The 19,428-nt window shown below is 55.6% G+C and carries 19 protein-coding genes and 1 pseudogene; 8 read left to right on the forward strand and 12 right to left on the reverse strand.

What is annotated here, in order from left to right; genetic code table 11:
- The first annotated feature begins 16 nt into the window (after nt 1-16).
- The gene (locus BM205_RS03265) at nt 17-3,181 is read left to right on the forward strand and encodes an error-prone DNA polymerase (protein ID WP_254783709.1); all 3,165 of its coding nucleotides are present in this window, start codon (nt 17-19) and stop codon (nt 3,179-3,181) included.
- Nucleotides 3,182-3,200: 19 nt separating this feature from the next.
- Here BM205_RS03265 and BM205_RS03270 read toward each other — a convergent pair whose 3' ends face one another.
- The 8 genes and pseudogenes from BM205_RS03270 to BM205_RS03310 form a co-directional block, all read right to left on the reverse strand.
- Complete coding sequence (locus BM205_RS03270) at nt 3,201-3,479, reverse strand: hypothetical protein (protein WP_092412440.1); 279 nt, start codon at nt 3,477-3,479, stop codon at nt 3,201-3,203.
- Between the two features lie 98 nt (nt 3,480-3,577).
- Entirely contained in the window at nt 3,578-4,270 is a 693-nt protein-coding gene (locus BM205_RS03275) for an HAD family hydrolase (protein WP_092412442.1), read from the reverse strand.
- Between the two features lie 33 nt (nt 4,271-4,303).
- Nucleotides 4,304-5,176, reverse strand: coding sequence for an AraC family transcriptional regulator (locus BM205_RS03280; protein ID WP_371326446.1), 873 nt, complete (start codon nt 5,174-5,176; stop codon nt 4,304-4,306).
- Between the two features lie 69 nt (nt 5,177-5,245).
- On the reverse strand, nt 5,246-6,157 hold the full coding sequence (rarD, locus tag BM205_RS03285; protein WP_092412444.1) for an EamA family transporter RarD: 912 nt from the start codon (nt 6,155-6,157) through the stop codon (nt 5,246-5,248).
- Between the two features lie 42 nt (nt 6,158-6,199).
- Complete coding sequence (locus tag BM205_RS03290) at nt 6,200-6,403, reverse strand: hypothetical protein (protein WP_092412446.1); 204 nt, start codon at nt 6,401-6,403, stop codon at nt 6,200-6,202.
- 141 nt (nt 6,404-6,544) lie between these two features.
- Nucleotides 6,545-7,021 carry an OsmC family protein gene (locus BM205_RS03295; RefSeq protein ID WP_092412448.1) on the reverse strand — a complete coding sequence of 159 codons (477 nt, stop codon included), beginning with the start codon at nt 7,019-7,021 and terminating at the stop codon, nt 6,545-6,547.
- A gap of 107 nt (nt 7,022-7,128) precedes the next feature.
- Nucleotides 7,129-7,571, reverse strand: a pseudogene (locus BM205_RS03300) (CorA family divalent cation transporter); the annotation flags it as partial.
- 588 nt (nt 7,572-8,159) lie between these two features.
- Nucleotides 8,160-8,387 (reverse strand): hypothetical protein, encoded by a 228-nt coding sequence (locus BM205_RS03310; RefSeq protein ID WP_092412452.1) that lies wholly within the window; start codon nt 8,385-8,387, stop codon nt 8,160-8,162.
- A 256-nt stretch (nt 8,388-8,643) separates the two neighbouring features.
- On the opposite strand from BM205_RS03310, the gene BM205_RS03315 reads away from it, so the two are divergent.
- Nucleotides 8,644-9,180: a hypothetical protein gene (locus tag BM205_RS03315; protein WP_092412454.1), complete on the forward strand. Its 537-nt coding sequence runs from the start codon at nt 8,644-8,646 to the stop codon at nt 9,178-9,180.
- Here the strand turns inward: BM205_RS03315 and BM205_RS03320 are convergent.
- The 3 genes from BM205_RS03320 to pedF form a co-directional block, all read right to left on the reverse strand.
- A complete protein-coding gene (locus tag BM205_RS03320; RefSeq protein ID WP_092412456.1) occupies nt 9,110-11,410 on the reverse strand; it encodes a TonB-dependent receptor in 2,301 nt (766 codons plus the stop codon). The genes BM205_RS03315 and BM205_RS03320 overlap by 71 nt on opposite strands.
- A gap of 41 nt (nt 11,411-11,451) precedes the next feature.
- On the reverse strand, nt 11,452-12,291 hold the full coding sequence (locus BM205_RS03325) for a substrate-binding periplasmic protein (protein WP_092412458.1): 840 nt from the start codon (nt 12,289-12,291) through the stop codon (nt 11,452-11,454).
- A gap of 87 nt (nt 12,292-12,378) precedes the next feature.
- Nucleotides 12,379-12,849, reverse strand: coding sequence for a cytochrome c-550 PedF (pedF, locus tag BM205_RS03330; RefSeq protein ID WP_092412460.1), 471 nt, complete (start codon nt 12,847-12,849; stop codon nt 12,379-12,381).
- Between the two features lie 297 nt (nt 12,850-13,146).
- Here pedF and BM205_RS03335 point away from each other — a divergent pair, with 297 nt between their 5' ends.
- A complete protein-coding gene (locus tag BM205_RS03335; RefSeq protein ID WP_092412693.1) occupies nt 13,147-15,054 on the forward strand; it encodes a sigma-54-dependent Fis family transcriptional regulator in 1,908 nt (635 codons plus the stop codon).
- A gap of 56 nt (nt 15,055-15,110) precedes the next feature.
- Here BM205_RS03335 and BM205_RS03340 read toward each other — a convergent pair whose 3' ends face one another.
- The gene (locus BM205_RS03340; protein WP_175511129.1) at nt 15,111-16,043 is read right to left on the reverse strand and encodes an alpha/beta fold hydrolase; all 933 of its coding nucleotides are present in this window, start codon (nt 16,041-16,043) and stop codon (nt 15,111-15,113) included.
- A 112-nt stretch (nt 16,044-16,155) separates the two neighbouring features.
- On the opposite strand from BM205_RS03340, the gene pqqA reads away from it, so the two are divergent.
- The 5 genes from pqqA to pqqE all read left to right on the forward strand — a co-directional run bounded on the left by pqqA (nt 16,156) and on the right by pqqE (nt 19,403).
- The gene (gene pqqA / locus BM205_RS03345; RefSeq protein WP_139217194.1) at nt 16,156-16,230 is read left to right on the forward strand and encodes a pyrroloquinoline quinone precursor peptide PqqA; all 75 of its coding nucleotides are present in this window, start codon (nt 16,156-16,158) and stop codon (nt 16,228-16,230) included.
- Nucleotides 16,231-16,350: 120 nt separating this feature from the next.
- A complete protein-coding gene (gene pqqB / locus BM205_RS03350) occupies nt 16,351-17,268 on the forward strand; it encodes a pyrroloquinoline quinone biosynthesis protein PqqB (protein ID WP_092412464.1) in 918 nt (305 codons plus the stop codon).
- Between the two features lie 8 nt (nt 17,269-17,276).
- Nucleotides 17,277-17,975, forward strand: a complete 699-nt coding sequence (gene pqqC, locus BM205_RS03355; protein ID WP_254783710.1) for a pyrroloquinoline-quinone synthase PqqC — start codon at nt 17,277-17,279, stop codon at nt 17,973-17,975.
- A 29-nt stretch (nt 17,976-18,004) separates the two neighbouring features.
- Complete coding sequence (pqqD, locus tag BM205_RS03360; RefSeq protein WP_092412468.1) at nt 18,005-18,268, forward strand: pyrroloquinoline quinone biosynthesis peptide chaperone PqqD; 264 nt, start codon at nt 18,005-18,007, stop codon at nt 18,266-18,268.
- Nucleotides 18,246-19,403, forward strand: coding sequence for a pyrroloquinoline quinone biosynthesis protein PqqE (gene pqqE, locus BM205_RS03365; RefSeq protein ID WP_092412470.1), 1,158 nt, complete (start codon nt 18,246-18,248; stop codon nt 19,401-19,403). The genes pqqD and pqqE overlap by 23 nt, the downstream gene beginning before the upstream one ends.
- Nucleotides 19,404-19,428: the final 25 nt, after the last annotated feature.

Below are 19,428 nucleotides of genomic sequence, written 5' to 3' on the forward strand. Positions count from 1 at the left end.
TTCGCGGCTATTGCATATGAACGAAAACTTTTCCTCCGCGCCGCCGCCCATGCTGCCAGAATATGCAGAGCTGCAATGCGTCTCGAATTTCAGCTTCCTGCGCGGCGCCTCGCATCCCGAAGAACTGATAGAGCGTGCCGCCCAGCTCGGTTACAGAGCATTGGCGATTGCCGATGAATGCTCGCTGGCCGGTGTGGTTCGAGCACATATGGAGGCAAAGAAACACCATATATCGTTGCTGATCGGTAGCCAGTTCCAGCTGCATGAGGCCGATGGCAGCCCGGCTTTTTCCCTCATCGCACTGGCGAAAAATCGCGAAGGCTACGGCAATCTGTCGGAACTCATCACATTGGCGCGCAGCCGCGCCGACAAGGGTCATTATCTGCTCACGCCGCAAGACCTGGACCAGCCAGATAACGCCAACGCCCATCTGCGGCAGTTACCTGATTGCCAGCTGATCCTGTTGCCCGTGCATGGCATCGATAGCGCAACGCTGATACGCCAGGCGACATGGCTAGGCGATACTTTTCCTGGCCGCGGCTGGATAGGCCTGACCATGCTGCATCAGGTCGGCGATGAACGGCAACGTGCCGTAATTGAACAAGTCGCGCAGCAACTCGGCTTGCCGGTTGTTGCCACCGGCGACGTCTGCATGCATCGCCGCTCGCGCAAGCCACTGCAAGATACGCTGACTGCAATCCGGCTCGGCAAGTCTGTCGCCGCATGCGGTTATGCGCTGGCGCCGAATGCCGAACAGCATCTGCGCGCCAGGCTGCGGCTGGCCAATCTATATCCGGCCGCCGCCCTGGCCCAAACCATAGAGATAGCCGACTCCTGTACCTTTTCGCTGGATGAGCTGCGCTATGAGTATCCGGATGAGATTGTGCCGCCGGGATATACCCCGGCCAGCTATCTGCGCCAGCAAACTTATATCGGCGCGCGTGACCGTTTCTCCGATGAGATTCCGGCGGTGGTGCAGAAACAGCTGGAAGACGAACTGGATCTGATTCATGAACTCGAATACGAAGCTTATTTCCTGACGGTCTACGACATTGTCCAGTTTGCCCGCCAACAAGGCATCTTGTGCCAGGGCCGTGGCTCGGCGGCCAACTCGGCGGTGTGTTACTGCCTCGGCATTACCGAGGTCGATCCGGCGCAAAGCACCTTGCTGTTCGGCCGCTTCATCAGCCGGGAACGCAATGAACCGCCTGACATCGATGTCGATTTCGAGCATCAGCGGCGCGAAGAAGTAATCCAGTACATCTACAACAAATACGGCCGGCGGCGTGCCGCCCTTACCGCGGTAGTCATCAGTTATCGGCCGCGGAGCGTCTTGCGCGATGTCGGCAAAGCGCTGGGCGTCGATCCGGGCCTGGTCGACCAGGTCGCCAAATCGCAACGCTGGTGGGATGACAAGCAGCAGTTGCAGCAAAATTTCAGCGAGCTTGGCATGGCCGCAAACACACCGATTGCAGAACAATGGGCCGATCTGTCCCATACGCTGATGGGTTTTCCGCGCCATCTGTCGCAGCATCCGGGCGGCTTTGTGATTGCGCGCGGCAAGCTGTCGCGGCTGGTGCCTATTGAAAACGCCGCAATGAAGGATCGCAGCGTAGTGCAATGGGATAAAGACGATCTGGATTCGCTGCGCATACTCAAGGTCGACGTGCTGGCGTTGGGCATGTTGTCGATGTTGCGGCGAGCGCTGGCGATGGTGGCGCTGCAACGCGGCGAACCTTTCGAAATGAGAGACATCCCGCGTGAAGATCCGGTGACTTACGACATGATTTGCCAGGCCGACACCATAGGCGTGTTCCAGATTGAAAGCCGGGCTCAGATGAGCATGTTGCCGCGCCTGCTGCCGCGTAAATTCTACGATCTGGTGATCCAGGTCGCGATCGTCCGGCCGGGGCCGATTCAAGGCGGCATGGTTCATCCTTTTCTGCAAAACAGGAAAAAAAGGGAAGAGGACATCGTTTACCCAAAACCCGAATTAAAGGGAGCATTGGGTAGAACCCGAGGTGTGCCAATTTTTCAGGAACAAGTAATGCAAATCGCCGTGATCGCGGCTGGCTTTACCGAAGGTGAAGCCGATAGCCTGCGACGTTCGATGGCGGCATGGAAGCGCAAAGGCGGCCTCGACAAATTCGAACGCAAGCTGATCGATGGCATGGTCAACAACGGTTATGAAGAAGATTTCGCCAAAGCTATCTACAGCCAGATCCAGGGCTTCGGCGAATACGGCTTCCCCGAAAGCCACGCCGCCAGTTTCGCTTTGCTGGCCTATGCCAGTTCCTGGCTGAAATGCCACGAACCCGAAGCTTTCCTGGCAGCGCTGCTGAATAGCCAGCCGATGGGATTTTATTCGCCGTCACAACTGGTGCAAGACGCACGCCGGCATGGCGTCGAAGTGCTGCCGGTCGACATCAACCTGAGCAACTGGGAGGCCACCCTGGAACCGGCCTCAAGCGGCCGGCCGGCGGTGCGGCTGGGACTCAACCTGGTGCGCGGCCTGAACTTCGATAATGCGGAAGAAATTGAAGCGGCACGCGCAGTACGCGCTTTCACCGACCTGAATGACATGGCCTTGCGCAGCGGCTTGAAGCGCGATCAATTGCAGGCGCTGGCGGCCGCCAATTCGCTCGCCCCGCTGGTCGGCAATCGGCGTCAGGCACTGTGGCAGGCGCTAGTCAGCACGCCGGAAAAAGGTTTGCTGAAGCAGGCCCGGGTGGCAGAAGAAGAACTGCTGCTGGCAGCACCCTCTGAGGGAGAAAACCTGCTGAACGACTATAGTTCAATGGGCTTGACCCTGGGTCGTCATCCGTTGGCGCTGCTACGCCCGCGATTAAACGCCCAGCGCTTCATGGCCGCTGAAGTGCTCAACACATACAGCAACGGCCGGCTGGCTCGGGCTTGCGGCATCGTCACGGTGCGCCAGCGTCCCGGCACCGCCAAAGGCGTGGTGTTTGTCACACTGGAAGACGAAACCGGCACCGTCAATGTCATCGTCTGGCCGGACCTGGCCGATCGCCAGCGCAAGGAATTGCGCGGAGCGAGGCTGATGGGCGTGAACGGTATCTGGCAAACCCAGGATGGCGTCAGGCATCTGGTCGCCAAGCTGCTGATCGACATGTCGCCCTTGCTGGGCAAACTAGGGACCAGCAGCCGCGATTTTCACTGATACGCCGAAAACGCCGAAGTTAATGCGCAGGAGGTTTCTCGTGAGGCATTTCCAGGTGATCAGGATGCATGTCGAGCATCTGATCGATACCCGCGCCAGGATCTTCGCTGCCATCTTCCTGGAAGTCAACCGAACGCTGCCGCGCGCTATCATCCTCATCCGCCAGATAGCGCCTGCGCTGCCAGCGCTTAGCCATCAGAGCGCCGGCGCCGAGCGCCGCCAGGATCAGCAATGGCATCAGGCGCCATGCCGCCTTCTTCGTCAACTGATCTTCAGACAACTCGGTTTCTGACTGCATGACGAGCCTCCGCATTTTTATTTAGAGTCGATCCGTGGTCTCTGCCGGCGGATAGAAATAAATTCTAACAGGGAGCTGCGTTATGTAGTGGCGCGTCTTCAGGCGCTGTCCGTCAACCCCATGGCGTGCCGCACGCGTCCGCACAATTCCTCCGGCGAGCGGGAAATGATCTCTTCCGGCACCATGAACTTCTTGATGAGCCGTTTGTAACTCTCGAACCCGTAGGAAACCATGAAAGGATGCATGCCGGAGCCGATTGCGGCCAGGTAATCCTTGTGCTCATCGCCACAGATGTAGGCGCGCGCCGGGTTGATGTCCAACCGCTCGCGAATCGCCCGGAATTCTTGCATTTTCTCCATATTCAACGGAATGTGGGCAAAAAAATCCAAGGCATCCAGATCGATATCGTGCCGGCGGAACAATAGCCTCAGCGTCTGCTCCGGCTCGTTGGTCATGTTCCGCGTTACCAGGCCGACGGCGATGCCGGGGTCCGCCATCAGGCTTTGCAGCAGCCCGGCGATACCCGGATACAGTTGTGCTTCTTCCCGGTACACCTCGGTCAGGGTGGCGATCAATTGCTTGCGGCTCTGCTTGCCTATCTGCCTTTTCAGATTGGACGGAAATTCTTTCAGGCCACCCAGGTATTTGAACAGACGGCGCCGCTTCTGGAACCGCTCTTCATCGCCGATCACCATGCCATGCCGGGAAAACGTCTTGTCGATGGCGCTATAGGCATCGATAGTCGTGCCGTCTGCATCAAGGATAATTAATCGTTTGCTATTGTTGTACATGATTTATCTGATCATCGGACACAGAGCGTCAACTTATAGCAGTCTTGTGACAGGACGATGACTTTGACCGGTGGCTAACTGCCAACGCCCCGGCGTAGCGCCAAAAGCGCGCTTGAAATGCCGCCCGAAATGGCTTTGATCCGCAAACCCGACAGCAGCGGCGACATCGGTCGCAGACAAACCCTGGCGTAACAAGCCTTGGGAACGGTTAAGCCGCAGCTGATTGCGCCATGCATGCGGCGGCATGCCGACGCCGCGCGAAAATAAACGGGCGACATGGAATGGCGACAGGCCGACAACTGCCGCGAGTTCAGTCAACGTGACAGGGATAGTCAACTCTTCTGCAAGTTTTGCCTGCAACAAATGCAATCGCTGCGTATCAGCGTGTAAGACATGCACCTCTGGCGGCAATACTGAATGGCGCTTCAGCAGCATTGCGAAGGCGGTTATCAACGCCGTTTCGGCAGATAACGGGTCCGCATTTTGCTCCAGCATCTGGTGTGCGAGCGTGAGTCTGCCTGCGACTTCCGGATCATGAATCACGCCATCGACCAACCACGGCGTACTCACCCGATGGCCGGCGATATCGCTTGCCAGGTTCTGCATCCAGGCGAGCGAAGGATAGAACGCGCGGTACGCCCAGCCATTTTCTGTAGCACGTTCACCTGTATGCACTTCGCCCGGGTTGATGGCGGCGATGCAACGTGCGCTGGCGAGGCAGCGCGTGCCACGATATTGGTAGGTTTGGGCGCCCGCCTGAATGACCGGAATCGAAAAACCGTCATGCCAGTGAGGCGCGAATTCTTGATCGAAGAATTCCGCTGTAAGCAGTTCGGCATCCGGGAGCAGCGGGCTGCGCCAGAAACGTGCGTCGTCGGAAAATTTTTTGCGCGTGGTGATTTGCACGATTATTTATCCAAATGAACTATCACAGGAAGAATATGCCGATTCCTGAGTTTCCGCACGCAGTGAAGATTACCCCGCGTACCGCCCGGCCCGCTGCTTGCGCAACAAGCGCACGCTGTGCACCGCAGTCAGCGCTACCGCACACCAGATGGGAATGTAAGTCGCCAGCTGTCCCGGCGCCATGGATTCGCCAAGGAAAATGATGGCGACGCCGACCAGTAATACAGGCTCGACGTACCCGAGGATACCGAACAGGGCCATCGGCAATAGCCGGCTGGCGCCCAGGTAAGCGCCCAGCGCCACGGTGCTCAACAAACCCAGTCCCGGCAACAGGTATAGCCACATATCCGGCCGGTGGGCAATCACCGGCAAGGAATCACGCACATACAGCATGATGGCGACCACTGGCAACAGCAAAGTCATTTCGAACGCAAATGCCACCACCGGATCGGCATTGATCTTGCGGCGCAGGATAAAGTACGGTGGATAGCCCAGTGCCACCACCAGCGTTGGCCAGGCAAAACTGCGCGCCAGCCACAGTTCGTGCAACACGCCGGCCACCGCGCAAGCGACCGCCAGCCATTGGAGGAGATCCAGTCGCTCGCGATAATAGAAGCGGCCGACCAGCACCATCGTCAACGGCAGCAGGAAATAGCCGAGCGAGACCTCGAGCGCGCGGCCGTGCAAAGGCGCCCACATGAAAATCCAAGCCTGCAGCCCGAGCAACGCTGCTGCTGCCGCCAAGGCAATGCAAGTCAAGGGTTCGCGAGCCAGACGGCGCAACAAGACGCCAGCCTGCGGCAAACGCTGGCGCAGGACCAGCAAAGCCAGCGCGCCGGGCACCGTCCATACCACACGCCACGCAAATATATCGAGGCCGTCGAGCGGCGCCAGCAATTTTGTGTAGCCGGACAATAAGGCGAACAGCATCGAGGCACCGACCGACAAGCTGATGCCGCGCCCTATTTCATGTTGATTCATTGTGACAAACGCGCCTCGGCAAACATCTTTAGTCGCTAAAGGTTAATCGCTCAGTGCCGCTTTGGCGGCCTGCTCCGGCGTCAAGCCATCATAAAACTGGTCGGTGAACCATTCCACCTGCTCTTCGATATGTTCTTGCGCCTGCTCCAGCGTGGCGCCGCCGGCTACCAGAAAGCCTTCGACTTCAATGCACCAATTGATCAAAGCCAGCGTTTCCGGATCCAGCTCTTCATTCTTCTTTGCCATTATTGTTCCTGTTTAAACATCTTATAGTGGCAGTTTGCCAACGCCCGCACCAGCGAATCCCGGCTCGGGCGGCAAGCATGCGCCGCCGGTATTTTACCCGCCTCCGCGCTAATCAGGATAAGGATGGCCAGATGGCGCTCATCACGCAGCATGGCTCCATGTGCCTGCGATCCGGATTTCGCTCTTCACCGAGCGCGCCAGGAAACATTCTTCATGCGCCTTGTGGTGCAACTGCTCGAGCCCGGCGTCATCCGGAATCTTGGCGCCGGAGAAAACCACCGCCGGCATCAATTCAACCAATGCGATCCAGCTTTTACCATCTGCGCCACGTTGCATGTGACCGGTGGCGTGATCGACATAACGGTCGACCACATAACCTGCGCTACGCGCGATGTCGAGGAACCACAGCATGTGGCAACTCGACAAGGAGGCTACAAAAGCCTCTTCCGGATCGACATTCGCCGGATTCGACAAAGGCACCCTGACCACGTGCGGCGAACTCGATGCAGGTACTACCGCCCCGCCGTCGAACTGCCACTGGTGAGCACGGCTATATCGGTTGTCAACGAATACCGCATCCGCTCGTTGCCACTCGATAGTAGCGACATGACTGGACATGAGATTTTCCTTTATGCTGGGTTATGCTGGGATAGGCGGCTCAGCCGGTGAATTTCCGCGACGTCGATGATACAGAGAATTTTTCTATTCCGTGAGCGACGCTAACGCTATTCCTCCCCACGCTTCCTGAAGGCCAGCCAGCCGGCGACCGCCGTAAAGGTGGCGATGATCCAGAAGCCTTGCGGATCTTGGCCCAACGGGATACCTCCCACATTCATGCCAAGCAGGCTGGCGATGATATTGATCGGCAAAGCCAGCACCGTGACAATCGTCAGCACGAACAGGCTACGATTATTTCCCTCATTGACGCGCGCGCAATTTCTTCCTGCAGCAATTTGATGCGTTCCTGCAGCATTGCGATGTCATGCAATACCACTGAAAACTCTTCCGTGGCGTGGCGCAGTTCCTGCAGATCGATTTCAGCCACCCAGTTCGGCGGCCTTTGCAGCAGCCGGAACAAGGCAGCCGGTTTAGGCGCCAGCAGCCGCTGCAGGCGTACCAGCACTCGCCTCAGCTCACCCAGGTTTGCGCGTTTCTGATTTTGCTTGCCGATTACTCCAAGGCACAATTTCACCTGAATCCATCGTCAATACCATTCAAATAACACGTGCTTTTATCGCATGAAAAACACATTCAATCGAACGTAATCAAATGATTTATTTCTCTATTGTCAATTTTATACCATTGTTTTTTTTGAAAATTAAATTAACATGCCAGAAATTGATAAAAAATTAATTTAACGATCAGCCTGATCAAGATCAGAAGTCGATAACACCCTGATTTCAATAGTTTGCGATGAGCAATATTGGAAGGCAGACATAGTGAGAGGCAAGGATCTAAGCGCAGCACAAACGATTTTCTGTTTTATCGCTCTTGCCCCTGGCATTTGGTATTTCTTCTGTGACGGTATTGAAGTAGTGGCCAGGGAAAGTACACGTGCCATTGACAGAAACGCGGCATTTCACACCGTGACGCAATATGAAATAGCTAAACGCAGCGGCTTGGCCAAGGTTGCCTGCGCCCAGGCAGGCGCGGCATCCGCCTCGTTTCTACGGGCAAAGGATGAAAAAGACTATAGAACCTGGAAAAACACCGAGAGGTCGGATTGCAAGCTTGCGGGTATAGAGATGGCGTCCAGCTAGATCGGATTTTCGTCGATCCAGTCGCCTGCGAAATCGAGAATGTAGGAAATTGCATCGTCCTCGGTATCGAATTCATTAGTCGGCGAAATACGCACGTAGCGTGTTTCACCAGCGCCATCTTTGCCCGCCTGAATCGTAAAACACGCCGCATATTTACCGCTGCCCTGTTGTTCCAGCCGGGGGATTACCGCATGTCCCTTATAGGGATAGCTTTTTACTTCCATCACTGCACCTCATTTTTCAAGAGGAGCGATCCTACCACGCGCCAAACCGCTCGTAACGCTTTGGATTTACTGCAGGCGAAATGGCAGCCATCTCTTGCCAGCAGCCTGCGTCAAGGGAAAAATACATTGTTTTCATGTGAAAATGTACTATGTTGGCTACTTGGGAGAGAGGGACGCGCATCGGATAATTCTTTTGCCCCGCCATCGGGCAAGGCCTCCGGCGCAACGTTCCGTTGTGCATATAAAGGAGAATTCTATGAAAGAATTCCGTCAGCTACTTCGAAAACGCTTCCTGTATGACGAGGTTGGGCGAGAAAAAAGAATCCTGATATTAGTCGCGATCGTCTGGTCGTCTGCCTTGCTGGTGAGCTTGGCCGCAGGGGGTGAACTCTGGCTTCATGGCGAACGAGATTCAGCAAAATTCCAACTTTTTCTTCTCGGTGCAATCGCTTGCGTTGCCATCTACTGGCTGTGTTTTGCGAAGGATGGACTGGTGCGTGCGGGTGAAGTAAAGCTGGTTGTGAACATCGACGAAAGACATCACAAGAAACTAAGGCGACTGGCAGCTCAGCAGGATACGACCATCGGTGACATCGTCGAGCAACTGATGGATATCGTTACGAATGCCAGGTTGATCGAGCTTAAATCCTCAAGTGAAGTAACAAAGAATCATAAAAAACCGCCGAAGCTGTTGAATGCCACGCCAGGCGCACCCGGCACTATCACTTCCAGCTATAACGCAGACCTAACCAGATTCCACGCGGCGCGCCATAGCCGCGAAACTGTTCGATAGTGGGATTGACGGCGTCATACGACTGGTTAGGTCCGTTGAAATAGTTCTGGCCAAGAATGCCGAAATTTGCATACTGTTTGTTCAACAGGTTGTTGACGCGTGCAAAAAATTCCAGATCATGGCTGATTTTGTAGCGGGTATCGAGATTGACCACACCATAGCCAGGTACTTTGCCTTGGGTGTCGCTATTGTTTTCATCGCCCCGTGCAAATATGGCGCTATTGAGGATGCCGTTGGCGCCGATCGACCATTTTTCGCTAATATCGTAATCAAGCCTTAGCTTGAAAGAGTGACGTGGAATGCCGGGAATCTGGTTGCCTGGCTTGACCTGAATGACACCATTGGCGTCCGCGGTAGAATTGTTCGGACTACTTTCCGCAAACGGCGACTGGAAAGTCGCGTCGATGAAACTATAGTGGGCAGACACACCTAATGCGCCAAACCGGGTGCTTGCAGACAGTTCAAGCCCCTGTCGGCGCGTCTTGCCGACATTCTGGAAATAACCGGCATTTGTAGCTATGCCATTGCTGCTGATGAACTGAATATCGTCGTCCAGATCGGTTCGGTAGAGCGCCGCGCTCCATTGCGACTCCTCGCCGAATTTACCTCGGGTACCTAACTCCAGTGTGCGAGAAACCACCTTCTTCAACGCCGGATCGGCAATGAAGTTATTGGGCAGCTGGCACGGCGCATCCGGATCTGCGCAAGTCAGTTCCACCGGCGTCGGTGTGCGCATTCCTTCGCTGTAGGAGCCATAGATAGTCAGCTTCGATGTCGGGTTGTAGTTCACGCCGATGGCTGGATTGAAACGCGAAAACTGATGGTCGCCATTGAGCTTCGGTGACTCGCCGGTCTGGTCGGCAATGCTGATACGCGCCAGGTTGTAGCGCCCGGACAATGTCAGCGTCCAGCGGTCAGTCATCGATAGCGCATCCGAGAAGAAAATACCGTAATAACTGTTGCGGGTTTTGGCATCTGTGGCCTGATGAAAATCACCAGTGGCGACCGTACCGCGATCCGGCGTGAATTCAGCATCCTGATTTGCCTGAGTAAAGCGGGCGTCGCCGAAATCGCCGCTAGCACCCATTACAAACTGGTTCTTCTTGCCGGCCAACTGGCCCAGCAAGGTCATTTGCAGGCCAAGACCGTATCCGGCCTGATCGATCTCCGAGCGATTATTCGTTGCCTGCGCCATATCGACCGGGCCTGCGGCAGCATCTGCCTGGTCGCCATCACCGTTGACATTACTACTGAAACCGCTGTTCTTGTAGTGGCGATAATATAGATTGCCGCTGATAAGCACCTTGTCGTTTATGAAGTGGCTACCCTTCACCGTCAAGAACCCAAGCTGATTCTGGTTGCTATCGGGATAGGTATAAGCCTGGCGGATATTGTTGGAAAACGACATCGGCAAGGCCTGCGTGCCTTGCAGCGAATTGTCGGCGGCACTCAGGCTGATGTCCAGATCGGTGGTGCTGGTCTGGTAGCCCACCTTGCCGAAGAACTGCTGCACCTTGCTCGGATTGTGATCGGCCCAGCCATTATCTTTGGAATAATTACCGGTAAAAAAATAATCCAGATTGCCACCGGCCCCAAACTTTCCGCCCTGTTCGAATTCGACCGTCTTGCGCCCGAAAGAACCAGCCGATACTTCCACTGCCCCACCGGGATTTTGTGCACCGCTTTTAGTGTAGATCGCCAACGCCCCGCCGAGCGTATTGAGACCGAAAATCGGATTCGATCCGGGAATCAGCTGGATGCTGGAAATCGCCGATTGCGGTAACAGATCCCAGTTAACCACGTCACCGAACGCCTCATTGATGCGCACGCCGTCTTGAAACACTGACAAGCCCTGCGGCAAGCCAAGCAGCGGCGATGCGGTAAATCCACGAAAGCTGATGTCCGGCTGAAACGGATTACCCTGCGACGAATTGACGGTGACGCTGGTCGGATTCTGCTCCAGGAATTCAGCCAGATTACCCTGTCGCTGAGTGGCGAGATCCTTGCGTGTAAAGACCTGCACGTTACCAGCGACGTCACGAATCGGGGTACCTAGCCCGGGCAACGGCGTAGTGCCAATTACTTCAATTGTCGGCAACTCCATGGCTTCGGCCGGATTGTCGGCAAGTGCCTGAGCGGACCAGCAACCGGCGAATGCAGTAGCAAGAACGACAACAATTTTACGTCTGACGGGGACCCCCGGCGGCAATGTCCCAAGAACATGTCTCATTATTTTGTTTTTCTGTTTGTGCTATCAGAACAGCGGGAATATCAAGGGGCGAGGACTTTCACGCCATGTTTGGCAAAAATTGCCGCCATCTCGCCGGATGTCACCAACGCATTGGTCGCGTCTTGCAATAGTTTGACGAGCTCCGGATCGCTCTTCTTCACCGCCATGCCAACCACCCAGCCTTTGGGCGGCAATCGCTGGAACGTGACTTCACTGATGCGATAATTCGGATCGGCTCTCAACACCGATTCGATTTCCGACAGGTTCGCAACAACGCCATCCAGCCCGCCTGCTTTCAGCTGCTCCAGTGCCGCCGTTGCCGTCGGGTAGATTTTTACGTCATCCCGGAATTTCCCATCTTCCGCACCGAGCAGCACGACCGCACTTATCGACACTTTTTCCACGCCGATCTTTTTCCCGGCGATCGAATCCAGATTCTCGAATTGCGGCACTTTGCGCACGTCTGTAACGAGGCGTACTACCTCGCGATGATATGGCGCGAAAATTTCGACCTTGTCATTCTGCTTCATCAGACGCGGGTCTACCGGCACATGCAGCATCACATCGGCCGGACCGTATCCTAGATAGTGGCCTTTCCACACCATATTGCGTAAATCTTCGTCGAGATCGTCACCGGCGGGAAATGGCAGCAGACTCAGCTTCAATCCCGTTTTTTTCGCCAGCGCTTCGGCCAGATCGATGTCGATGCCGCCATCACCCGACGAAAATGGCGCGAACTCGTTGTACACAGCCACCTTCAAAATACCCGACTGCGTTATTTTTGAAAAATCCTCGCCGGCTCTTACCGGTGGACTAATACCCAGGAACAGGCAAACGAGCGCCAGTATCGCGATACAGGCTCTGTAAGAAATTTTGGTCATGGTGCGGCGCTCCGGTGTTTGGTATCGGCAGTTATATGCCGGATGATCGCGCCAGCCGGATTGCAACCGGCGGCGCGACCGCGTCGATTATTTAATCGCGCGCACAGTCTCAAGGTAAGCCTTGATGGACCACATCGCTTCCTGGTTCAGGATGCCTTCGAACGGCGGCATGTAGACCGCGCCGTTACGCACTTTCCCGTGGCGGATGGATGTCAGGAAATATTTATCAGTTTCTTTGTAGCAAGCTTGCTTTTTGACATCTCCTTTCAGGTCGACGCAATCGCGATCCAGCAAACGCAGGTCGGGAGCGATGCCACCGGATTGCGCCTGCAATCCATGGCAGCGCGCGCAATTTTCAGCGTAACCCGAGGTGCCGATCTTTATAGCCTCTTTCTGGCCGCGGTAAGGATTTTCGTCTCGCCATTCGGTACCGAGTGCTGGCAAGGTCTTGGTGTCCATAGCCTGAGGGGTTACGTCGCCATGCGCCGACGCCGTCAGGGGCATGGATGCAGCGGCCAGCAAAGCACACGCTGAAAGGATGGTTCGGATGGTTTTCATACAGTCTCCTCAACAGTTTTTTAAAAGAATGAGGAGAATTCAGCAATTGCCGTGCCAGCGGGATTTCCGTATCCAACACGATTTTCCTGTCACATAACTGAACAGGTGCTACATTAATCAACAATACAAAATAAAAAAAATGAACAACTGCAGATTCAGCAGCCAATTCAGCAGGAGTTCCGCAGGAGACAAGTCGTGTCACGATTGATAATTAAAGAAACGAATAAAAGTTCGTCCAAGGGCGTATCTACGGCCGTCGCAAACAGTGGCACGTTTTCTGCATGCGATGCGCATATGATGATAGAAGAATCCCGTCAACGTTCGATCGCCTACGGTTTGTCCGAAACGGAAAAACCGGATTTCAGTCCCATCGCGCGGACTGATTTCTCGCTATTGCTGGAACAGAACCGCATCCTGCATGCACATGCGTTGCCGGTAATGGAAACGCTGTACGAACAAATCATCAATACGCACAACATGGTCATACTGACCGACGTCAACGGCTTGATCGTGCATACCCTGGGCGATGACGACTTCCTGGAAAAAGCCAACCGGGTTGCGTTGAAACCGGGTGTCATCTGGTCCGAAGCGAGCAAGGGAACCAATGCGATCGGCACTGCGATCGTCGAGAACCAACCGGTGCAAATCCACGCGAACGAACATTATCTGCAAGCCAATCACTTCCTGACCTGTTCCGCAGCGCCAATTTCCGATCATCAGGGCAATGTGATCGGCGTGCTGGATGTAACGGGCGACCAGTCCAGTTTTCACAAGCACACTATGGCGCTGGTGCGCATGTCTGCGCAGATGATAGAAAATCACTTGTTTTCAACCGCATTCCAGCATTCGATCACTTTGCACTTCAACACCAGGCCGGAATTCATCGGCACGCTGATGGAAGGCATCGCCTCGTTCTCGCCTAGCGGAAGTTTTCTTTCCGCCAACAAGACCGGCCTGTTCCAGCTTGGCTTGTCGCTCTCGGCACTGCAATCGCACACTTTCAGTTCCCTGTTCGGCCTGCCCATTTCGGCCCTCTTCGACCACTACCGCACGGCGATGCCTGGCCTGCTCAATCTTTGCATGCCCAGCGGCGTGCGCGTCTATGGACGCGCGGAACTGAATACCACCAACAGCATATTCCAGCAGTCAGCCGAGCTGGTCCGCCACAATGACGATGGCGCCAGAGATGGTGCCAGAAGCGGCAACCTGGGTTCTCCATCCGCCCATGCCACGAACCAGAACGCCAGGCGCCTGTCCGGCCTGCGCTATCTGAACACCGGCGATCCGCAGGTCGCCGCGCTGATTGACAAGGTCAACAAGGTGTTGGGACGCGACATCCCGATTCTGGTCATGGGTGAAACCGGGACTGGCAAGGAGTTGCTGGCACAAGCGATACACAATGATTCGCCACGCGCCAACGGCCCTTTCGTGGCCGTCAATTGCGCGTCGATCCCGGAAACATTGATTGAGTCGGAATTATTCGGCTACGAGGACGGCGCCTTTACCGGCGCCCGCAAAAAAGGCGCCGTCGGCAAGATCCTGCAAGGTAACGGCGGTACGCTTTTCCTGGATGAAATCGGCGATATGCCGTTCAGCCTGCAAGCCCGCTTGCTGCGTGTGCTGCAGGAACGTATGGTCACGCCGCTGGGCAGCACCAAATCGATTCCCGTGAATATCGAACTCATTTGCGCGACCAATCGCAATCTGCGGGAGATGATTGCCAAGGGTGAATTTCGCGAAGATCTCTACTATCGGCTCAATGGCCTGGTGGTCAGGTTGCCGCCGCTACGCGAGAGGACCGACATCGAAACGGTCGTAGAAAAAATATTGCTGGCAGAATCTTCGGGAAAAACCTATACGGTCTCGCCAGAAATCATGCAACTGTTCAAGCAACACAACTGGCCGGGCAACTTCCGTCAGCTGACGAACCTGTTGCGCACCGCGATCGTCATGGCCGACCAGGAAAATGTCATTCAGCGCCAGCACTTGCCGGACGATTTCCTTGACGACATCGACCTGTGCCGCACCCCGAAACCGGAAGAAAGCACGAACTGGCGGGTGTCCAACGGCGCCAATCTTGAAGAGATGGAAATCTCGGTCATCCAGCAAGCGCTGGAGTCCAACGGCGGCAATGTATCCGCCACGGCCAAGGCACTGGGCGTATCCCGCAACACCATTTACCGAAAACTTCCTCCCCAAAAATAAAATCCTGGCGCTGCGGTTAAGGCTGGCCATCGGCCCGGAATCACCATTCGGGCGATTCATCCCAGATCGCGTATAGCCTGCGTCAACGCTACCTTTATCGCCGCATCTGCCGGGGTATGCGTTCCCCCATTGATCCACCGCAGTTCTGCGTGCGGCATGAACCGCCGCAAGCGCCATGCATTCTCGGGCGGACAGATCCAGTCGCGCGTGCCATGAATCAAAATGGCCGGCACCGCCGCCGCATTACGCGCGGCACGGAACAACTCCCGTTCGCTGGTAAAGCAACCCTGAAACAGATAGTGCGATTGCACCACGTATTTCGCTACAGCCGCCGGGTCGGCCTCAACTGAACCGGGTGCAGCCGATGCGCCGATCATCGCCTGCATCAACGCATTCTCGTAGCGCCGCCACCGCATCGCGGCATCGCGTTGTTGCTCCACTGTTCCATTCTGCAACAGCGCTGTCAGGAATTGGAGCACATTGTTCTTTTGCTCTCGCCTCCATCCACTTGTCAGTTCTGCCCAGGCCTCCGGCGCCAACGCCTGCAGCGACTGGAAAAACCAGGTCATTTCCCGAGGACTGGCTAGAAACACCCCGCGCAGCACCAGGGCGCTCAATCGTGCCGGGTAACGCCCGGCATACAAGACTCCCAGCGCAGCGCCCCACGAGCCGCCTACGACCATCCACCGGGCAATCTGCAGGTGTTCGCGCAAGCGTTCTATATCCTGAATCAGGTCGGAGGTCCGGTTATGCGCCAGCGAAGCAGCAGGCAGACTCAGTCCCGCACCGCGCTGATCGAACAGAACCACGCGCTGGCGCGATAAATCGAACCAGTCCAGCATGCCCGCGTGACAACTGCTGCCCGGACCGCCATGCAACACCACTGCGGCCGGACCGAAGCTGCAGCCGTATTCGGCGAAATACAAGCGATGGCCGTCGCCTACGGGCAGATATCCGACTTGCACAGGCTCAGGAAAAGTCTTCGGCATGGAACTTGCGTTTATCGACATGATTGCATCAGTTTTCAAGAAGTACGATCGGCAATGCTGACATGCAATCACAAATCGTACCCGTTATTTTTCTAATTGAATGGAGACAATCATGACCTGGAGCAAACCTGAATTTTCCGACCTGCGTTTCGGCTTTGAAATCACGATGTATATCGCCAATCGTTAATCCTTCGTTATTAATCTTTAGTTGTTATTCCTCAGCTATTAATCGCCTCTGATTCATGAGGACCGCGCGGCGACCGTAAAACGGTTACCGCGCTTCATTCAAGGCTTACGCGAAAGCACAATGAAAATCATCGTATTAGGATCTGCAGCAGGTGGCGGCTTCCCTCAGTGGAATTGCAACTGCCGTAACTGCAATGGTGTACGCAACGGTAGTGTCAACGCCCGCGCACGTACGCAATCGTCGATTGCCGTGTCATCCAATGGCAGCGATTGGGTACTGATCAATGCCTCTCCAGACATCTTGACCCAAATCCGCGCCAATCCGGCTTTGCAGCCGGCACGCGGCAAGCGCGATACCGGCATCGCTGCGGTGATGCTGATGGACGCGCAGATCGACCATGTCACCGGATTATTAATGCTGCGCGAAGGAAAACCGCTTCCGCTGTATTGCACCAGCGCAGTCTGGGACGACCTTACCGGCGGCCTGCCGCTGGTACACGTGCTGTCGCACTATTGCGGTGTCCAATGGCATATGCTCACCGCCAATCACAACGCCGCACCGGTGGAATTGCCGCGGATAGCGGATATCAGCTTCACTCCGCTGGCCCTTTCAAGCAAGGCGCCGCCCTACTCTCCGCATCGGGAAATGCCGCAGCCTGGAGATAATCTGGGCCTGGTCATCGAGGATAAGAAGACCGGGAAGAAAGTCTTTTACGCTCCCGGCCTGGGCGAGACCGAACCTCACGTCCTCAAGGCGATGCATGGCGCCGATTGTATTCTGGTGGACGGCACCTTCTGGACCGCCGACGAAATGATACAGCTGGGTTTTTCAAAAAAGATGGCCGCCGACATGGGACATCTGCCGCAATCCGGCAGGGGCGGAATGATAGAGGTCCTGAACGCGATTCCCGATACGCGCAAGGTCCTGATTCATATCAACAACACTAACCCGATCCTTGACGAAAACTCCGCTGAGCGCGCGATACTTGCGCAGCACGGGATTGAAGTCGCATTTGACGGAATGGAAATCACGCTATGAACGACGCAATGAAAAGTAACATCTTGCCGGCCTGGAATCGCACCGAATTCGAAGCGCAGCTAAGCGCCAAAGGAGCTGGCTATCACATTCATCATCCGTTCAACGTCAAGATGAACGAAGGTTTGCTCAGCCGTGACCAGGTACGCGGATGGATCGCCAATCGTTTCTATTATCAAATCAGGATCCCGCAAAAAGATGCGGCAATCATTGCCAATTGCCCTGATCGCGAAACCCGTCGCAAATGGGTACAACGCATACTCGACCACGACGGTTGGGAAGACAATGCGGGCGGCATCGAAGCCTGGGCACGGCTCGCCATGGCAGCCGGCATTCCGGGCGATGAGGTGTGGTCATTGCAGCATGTTGCCCCCGGTGTGCGCTTTGCGGTCGACGCCTATGTCAATTTCGCGCGCTGTGCGCCATGGCAGGAGGCCGTCTGTTCGTCGCTTACTGAAATGTTCGCTCCCAAAATCCACAAGGATCGGTTAGCCAACTGGCCCCGGCATTACGCATGGATCGAACCTGACGGCTTGCAGTACTTCCGCAGCCGTATCTCGCTGGCCGAGCGCGACGTCGAACATGGCCTGCAAGTGACACTGGATCATTTCGTCACGCGTGTGCAGCAGGAACGCGCGCTGGAAATACTTCAATTCAAACTCGACGTGCTATGGAGCATGTTGGATGCAATCGAAAAGGCTTATCCCTGAATTAATTCCATTTTTGCATTGGAACCATCATGAATGCTCCGCCAGAAAAACCAAAATTATCCAGGCTGTTTCGACTGCAGTGGGAAGACGCACAAAGCGACTACGTCCTGCTCTACCCCGAAGGCATGGTAAAACTGAATCGCAGCGCCGCCGAGATCCTCAAACTCTGCGACGGCGAGCGCGACGTTCAGACGATCACACACGACCTGGAACGCGCGTTTTCAGTCGCCGGATTAAAAGAAGATGTCAATGATTTCCTACGGATTGCCAATGAACGCAACTGGATTTCCTGAAAAGGGCTATCAGGCCGCCCCGCCGCCGCTCTGGCTGCTGGCTGAACTGACGTATCGTTGCCCGCTGCATTGTGTGTTTTGCTACAACCCGCTCAATTACGCAGAAAACAAGAAGGAATTGAGCACCGCGCAATGGATCGATGTAATGCGCCAGGCACGCAAACTGGGTGCGGCCCAACTCGGATTTTCCGGCGGCGAACCATTGCTGCGTGACGATCTCGAAGACTTGATAGAAGAAGGCCGCAAGCTCGGTTACTATACCAACCTGATCACATCCGGTATCGGCCTGACGGAAACCCGCATCGCCCGGATGAAGCAACTGGGACTCGACCACATCCAGCTGTCGTTCCAGGATTCAACCAGGGAAATGAATGATTTCCTGTCTAGCACCAAGACTTTCGACCTGAAGTCGCGCACCGCCAGGCTGATCAAGGCCTACGACTATCCCATGGTGCTCAACGTCGTGCTGCACCGCTACAACCTCGATCACGTCGCACGCATTATCGATATGGCGATCGAGATGGGAGTCGAATACCTGGAACTGGCGAATACACAATATTATGGCTGGGGCCTGGTCAATCGCGCACATCTCATGCCGAGCCGCGAGCAAGTCGAGAAGGCGGAGGCCATCGTCAACGAGTATCGCGCCCGGATCGGCAACCGGGTCAAGATCCTGTTCGTCGTTCCGGATTACTTCGAAGAACGGCCAAAAGCCTGCATGAACGGCTGGGGTTCGGTTTTTCTGGCAGTTGGCGCCGATGGCACTGCCCTGCCTTGCCATGCGGCCAGATCATTGCCCGGCATGGAATTCCCGAACGTAACGCAATACAGCCTGCACGACATCTGGCAGCATAGCGACGCCTTCAACCGCTATCGCGGCGACTACTGGATGCAGGAGCCGTGCCGTAGCTGCGACGAAAAGAAAAAGGATTTCGGCGGCTGTCGCTGCCAGGCATACGCGCTCACCGGCGATGCGGCCGGCGCGGATCCGGTGTGCAACAAGTCGCCACATCACGACGAAGTAAAGAAGATCGTCTTGCACGCCAGGTCACGGGATGTTGCGGCATCTGTGGAAAAACCGGTGTTGTTCCGGACCGATGCCAATTCACGCCTTTTCTTTGAGAACAAGGGTTGACGCCGGCATTGCCGGCGTCAACTTC

The organism is Collimonas sp. OK307 (genome assembly GCF_900113705.1).
Taxonomy (GTDB): domain Bacteria; phylum Pseudomonadota; class Gammaproteobacteria; order Burkholderiales; family Burkholderiaceae_D; genus Collimonas.